Raw genomic sequence first — 5,830 nt, forward strand, 5'->3', positions numbered from 1 at the left:
GGTGGTCCAGCTTCTTGAAGAAGGCCGGGTCACGTTCCCGGAGCTGACGGGTGATCGTGTCGAATCTGCGCTGATCCTCTTTGCTGAGCATGGCGCTGCCTTCCCCTCACGCGTTCAGCGGTTCGGCGGCATACCCGCTGCGGTGGCGGCTCACGCTCGCCCGTTGCTGCTACTTTTCCTCCACGCGAGCGCCCCTCATGTCCGGCTTACCCGGACCTTAAGTTTGTCTTTGGTGGTGAACGGCGCCGAAAGTGTCGGCTACGGGCAAGTGGTCCGATCCGTACTCGGCTGACGCGCGTACGCCCTGCTGGGAGAGTCTGCGGTCGGCCACCGCCCACCGCCCGCCGCGAAGGCAGCACTGAACGCTGTCTTAAGTGCCCTCACGGGTGTGTTCCGGCCACCTTGAAGGGCCCTGGGGCCTTGGTTACTTTGCCGTAGCAACTCCCTCAGGCAACAGTCGCCGCACTGCCGCACCTGCCCGGTAGCAGCTTCCGGCGCTCATCAGAAATCGGGATTGGTACATGGCCGACCAGAATGTGCCACCACGTCGACCGCGGGACGACCGCGGTTGGGACGGACGCCAGCACCACAACGCTGACGGCTACGGCGACCCCCACCCGCCCGCGCCCTACGGCTACGATTCGCCCCACCAGCAGCAGGGCGGCTACGCCGCGCCGGTCGACCCGCGTGAGCAGTACGCCGGGCAACCGGCCCCCGCGCCCCGCGGTCCGCAGTGGATCGGGCCGGAGGGCCTCGGCCGCCCGGCTCCGGCCCGCCCGGCCGGCACCGGACTGCCCACCCTCGACGACGACGACGATCCGGGTCGCAAGGTCGGCCGACGCAAGGCGATGGTGGCCCTCGGCGGCACCGCCGCCGTCGTCGCCGGTGGCGCGGCGCTCGCCATGACCCCGCAGTTGCGAGGCCTCTTCGGCGACGAGGCGGTGGCCGGCGACGCGACCGGCAGCACGGTCACCGACGGCACCGCGGCACGGCCCAGCGGCCAGCAGCCCAGCACGGTGCGTACCTACACCGAGCAGAACGAGAGCTACATGGGCTCGCGCGCCGGTGAGGCGCTGAAGAAGAACGCGCCGGCCGGTGGGCGCACCTACTCCGGCCCGGCCGCCGCGGCGGCGGCGACGAAGGTGACGGTGAAGACGGTCCTGGCCAAGGACCCGATCCTGCACCTGGCCCGGCGCGCCACCTTCGGCGTGACGCCCGCGCTGCTCGCCGACATCAAGCGCGAGGGCATGGACGCCTGGATCCGGGCCCAGCTGGACCCGGACAAGTTGGAGCCGAGCAAGGGTGAGCTGAAGCTCGCCGAGCTGCCGACCCAGAAGCTCTCCACGCAGCAGCTGCGTGACCAGCGGGACAAGCTCAACGAGCAGGGTGCCCAGCCGGAGCAGGAGATGGTCGACGCCACCATCGCCCGGCAGATCTGGTCCAAGCGCCAACTGTTCGAGGTGATGGTCGACTTCTGGAACGACTTCCTGCACGTCGCCGCGGACTTCGACGGCGGCGAGGTGTACCGCTCCTCGTTCGACCAGGACGTCATCCGCAAGCACGCCCTGGGCAGCTACCCGGAGATGCTGGTCGCCGCGAACAAGCACCCCGCGCTGCTGATCTACCTGAACCAGAAGGACTCCCGCAAGGACGCCATCAACGAGAACCTCGCCCGGGAGAACCTCGAGCTCTACTCGGTCGGCGTCGACGGCGGCTACAAGGAGCCGGACGTCCGGCAGGCCGCCATGCTCCAGACCGGCCGTGGGGTCCAGGACGGCAAGTACGTCTTCCGCCCCGAGCAGCACTACGTCGGCAAGGTGAAGATCCTCGGGTTCACCCACGCGAACAACTCGGCCGACCCGAAGAAGGCCGAAGCGGCCATCGACGCGTACATCACCTACATCGCGACGCACCCGTCGACGGCGAAGTACGTGGCGCAGAGCCTGGCCACCCGGTTCGTCTCGGACACCCCGCCCAAGTCCCTGGTGGACCGGCTGGCCAAGACGTACACCACCAACAAGGGCATGATCAAGCCGGTCCTGATGACGCTCTTCTGCTCCTCGGAGTTCTGGGCCGGTGTGGGCCAGAAGGTGCGCCGGCCGATGGAGTACCTGGTGGCCACGTACCGCACCCTGGGCGTCTCGCCCGAGGCGTCGCCGAAGCACAACAACGGCGACAGCAAGCGCACCGCGTACGCCCGGGGGCTGCGCCAGATCAACGACAAGCTGCGCGAGTTGGGCCACTACCCGATGGGCCAGCCCACTCCGGACGGCTACCCGGACGTCTACGTCGCCTGGACCTCGGCCGGCACCATGGTCAACGGCTGGAACGAGGCGGGCGAGATCCTGGCCGGCTACCGCACCACGTTCACGTACACCGCGCCGGAGAAGCTGGTCGCCAAGCCGCCGGCGACGGCCGGGGCGTACGTGGACGCGCTCTCCCTGCGGCTGGTGGGCCAGAAGTTCAGCACGCGGGAGAAGAACCTCATCCTCGGCGTGGCCGGTGTGGCGGCGACCGCCAAGGTCGACGCCACGTTCAACGGGGCCATCACCGCCGTCGCGCGGGCGATCCTCGCTTCCCCCCAGCACCACCTCCGGTGAGGCACCCGATGGAGAAGACTGTGTACAACTCTTTCCCCCTGCACCCCGAATGCCCGGACGTGCGACGGCTGGCCGACAACCCGGCCGAGGCGTTGCTGCGCGCCGAGGCCGACATCGTCGCCGCCGAGAACGCCGCCGAGTTCGACAGGTACCGCACCCTGGAGAACCTGGAGGAGGCCCAGCAGGACGGGCGGGGCGTGACCCGGCGGACCTTCGTCGCCGGTGCCGCGGCCACCGCCACCGCGCTGGCCACCGCCCAGTTCGTCACCACCTCGGCGTCGTTCGCGGCGACCAAGACCGGCACCCTGATCCACGTCTTCCTCTACGGCGGGCTGGACGGGCTGAGCCTCGTCGCTCCGGACAACGACCCGGTGCTCGCCAAGGCCCGCCTGGACCTGCTGCTCGGGAACGACTCGTTGGCCCTGGGCCGCGGCTTCAAGCTGACCAGCGCATTCAAGCCGCTGGAGAAGTGGCTCACCGCCGGTCAGCTGGGCTTCATCCCGGCGGTCTCGGACGAGCGGCTGTCCCGCAGCCACTTCCAGGCCGCGGACGCCTGCAACCTGGGCGGACTGCCCAACGAGACCGGTGGCCGGGGTTGGCTCGACGGGCTCGTCGACAACCTCGGCAAGGGCACGGCGTTCCGCAGCGTCGGCATCGGCAGCACGCTGCCCCGCTCGCTCGTCGGCAACAACGGCGCGCTCTCGCTGAACAGCGTCGGCTCGCTGCGGCTCAACGGTGACGAAAAGTTCCGGGCGGCCACCGAGAAGGCCATCAAGGGGCTCTTCACCGGGATCAACCACCCGGTCGAGGAGGCCGTGCAGGAGGGCATGGGCGCGCTGGCCACCGCCCAGAAGCTCGCCGCCAAGCCGTACCAGCCCGCCGCGGGCGTCACGTACGAGGGCGTCGGCCGGGCGTTCCAGCAGCTCGCCCAGCTGATCAAGGGCGGCGCCAACGTGCGGGTCGCCACCGTCGGCATGGGTGGCTACGACACCCACGAGAACCAGGGCACCCGCGAGGGTGGCCAGCTCCACCGCCGGTTGAACGAACTGGCCAGCGCGATGGCCGCGTTCTTCACCGACCTCGGCCCGAAGGCCGCCGACGTGACGATCATGGTGTCCAGCGAGTTCGGCAGGCGGGTCGGCTCCAACACCGGCGGCACCGACCACGGGCACGGCGGCGTGGTCACCCTGCTGTCCGGCAAGAAGCTGGCCGGTTCGCTGCTGGGCACCTGGAACGGTCTGGACAAGCTGGACTCCGGTGACGTGCCGGAGTACAACAACATGTTCAACGTCTACGGCGCGGTGGCCCAGGGCCGGTTCGGGCTCACCAACGCGGAGGTCGACAAGATCTTCCCCCGCCAGAAGTACGCCCCGATGAAGCTGTACGCGTGACGTATTCGCACACCCACGCCGCCGGCCGTCGTACCGGGACCTCGTCCCGGCACGGCGGCCGGTCGGCCGCACCCGTACCCCCACAGAGCCCGGCCCGGCGCGGACCCGGCGGCCGACGGCTGCTGGGCGTGCTGCTCCTGGTCGGCCTGCTCGCCAGCGTGCTCCCGTGGTGGTTGGGCACCCCCGCCGGATCGCTGCGCACCCCCGCCGCCACCGTCACCGCCGCCGGCCGGATCACCGGCCTGGTCGCCGGCTACCTGCTGCTGGTGCAGGTGCTGATGATGAGTCGCCTGCCGGTGCTGGAACGGTGGATCGGCGGCGAGCACACCGCCCGCTGGCACCGGGACATCGGGGCCACCCTGCTGGTCACCGTGCTGGCCCACATGTCGCTGATCCTCGTCGGCTACGCCGACCTGCGTAACCAGTCGATCCTCGCCGAGGTCGGCACGTTGCTCGGCGACTACGAGGACATGGTCTCCGCGTTCGTCGCCACCGGCATCATGGTGCTTGTCGGGTTCACCAGCATCCGGGCCATCCGGCGGGCGTTGCCCTACGAGCTGTGGCACCTGCTGCACCTGTCCAGCTACCTGATCCTGCTGCTCGGCTTCGGCCACCAGTTCACCCACGGCGCGCAGCTGTACAAGCCCGGCCCGGTGCGCACCGGCTGGATCGCGCTCTACGTCCTGGTGGTCGCCGCAGTGCTCTGGGGCCGGGTGATCGCGCCGCTGGCGTTCAACCTGCGCTACAAGCTGCGGGTCGCCGACGTGGTCGCCGAGAGCACCGACACCATCTCCATCTACCTCACCGGGGAGCGGCTCGGCCGGCTGGCGATGCTCGGCGGCCAACACTTCCGTTGGCGGTTCCTCACCCGGGGCTGTTGGTGGCAGTCGCACCCGTTCTCCGTCTCCGCCGCCGCCAACGGCCGCTGGCTGCGGATCACCGTCAAGGTGGTCGGCACCCACACCGCCGACCTGCGCGACCTGGACCCGGGCACCCGGGTCTGGGCCGAGGGCCCCTCGGGCACCTTCACCGCCGCGCACCGGCTGCGCGAGCGGGCGCTGCTGATCGCCGGCGGGAGCGGCATCACCCCGATCCGGGCGATGCTGGAGGAGTTGCCGCCGGGCGCCGCGCTGATCTACCGGGCCCGCACACCGGCCGACGTGCTGCTCAGCCGCGAGTTGGACTGGCTGGCCCAGGAGCGCGACACCTCGCTCTGGTACGTCATCGGTTCCCGCGACGACCCCGGCCCCCGCCAGCTGATGAGCCCGGACGGGCTGCGCCAACTGGTGCCCGACGTGGCCCGGCGCGACGTCTACCTGTGCGGGCCGCCCGGGTTGGTGGAACAGTCGGTGCGGGCGCTGCGCCGGCTCGAACGTGCCCCGGCGGCAGATCCACCTGGCCACGTTCGAGCTGTAGGAAGGGCATACCCATGCGTCGCGCGCTCCTCGCGATCACCGGCCTGGCCGCCAGCACCACCGCGCTGGTGGTGTTCAAGGGCTCGCCGGGCGCCACCCAGGTCGCCCAGAACCTGCCGACCGCCCAGCCGGTCAACCCCACCGCGCCGGGCGCCGACCCGAGCGCCGACCCGGCCGCGCCGGGCACGGACCCGGCCGGGGAGGTGGCCACGCCGTCGAAGACGGCCGACGCGCCGGTGTCGCCCAAGCCCGGCAAGACCACCGCCCGCCCCTCCGGCACGAAGACCACGACGAAGGCCCCGAGCACCCCGCGTACCACCAAGGCGCCCCAGCCGACCACCCGCCGGGTCACCGGCAACGGCTTCGACAACGAGTACGGGTACGTGCAGGTGCAGATCGTCGTCTCGGGTAACCGGATCGTCGA

General features: G+C 70.7%; 4 protein-coding genes. 3 read left to right on the plus strand and 1 reads right to left on the minus strand.

Annotated features, from left to right (window positions below):
- The coding region (locus KBX53_RS19675; RefSeq protein ID WP_210860904.1) for a DUF3040 domain-containing protein at window positions 1-91 on the minus strand (91 nt) is incomplete at its 3' end.
- Between the two features lie 430 nt (window positions 92-521).
- Between KBX53_RS19675 and KBX53_RS19680 the strand changes: the two genes are divergently transcribed.
- From KBX53_RS19680 to KBX53_RS19690, 3 genes are all read left to right on the plus strand, one after another.
- A complete protein-coding gene (locus KBX53_RS19680; RefSeq protein ID WP_210860898.1) occupies window positions 522-2,600 on the plus strand; it encodes a DUF1800 domain-containing protein in 2,079 nt (692 codons plus the stop codon).
- Between the two features lie 8 nt (window positions 2,601-2,608).
- A complete protein-coding gene (locus tag KBX53_RS19685) occupies window positions 2,609-3,991 on the plus strand; it encodes a DUF1501 domain-containing protein (RefSeq protein WP_210860900.1) in 1,383 nt (460 codons plus the stop codon).
- Window positions 3,988-5,830: ferredoxin reductase family protein (locus KBX53_RS19690; protein ID WP_309140812.1), on the plus strand; the 1,843-nt coding region annotated here is incomplete at its 3' end. The genes KBX53_RS19685 and KBX53_RS19690, both read left to right, overlap by 4 nt.

Source organism: Micromonospora sp. M51, assembly GCF_018070305.1.
Lineage (GTDB): Bacteria > Actinomycetota > Actinomycetes > Mycobacteriales > Micromonosporaceae > Micromonospora > Micromonospora parva.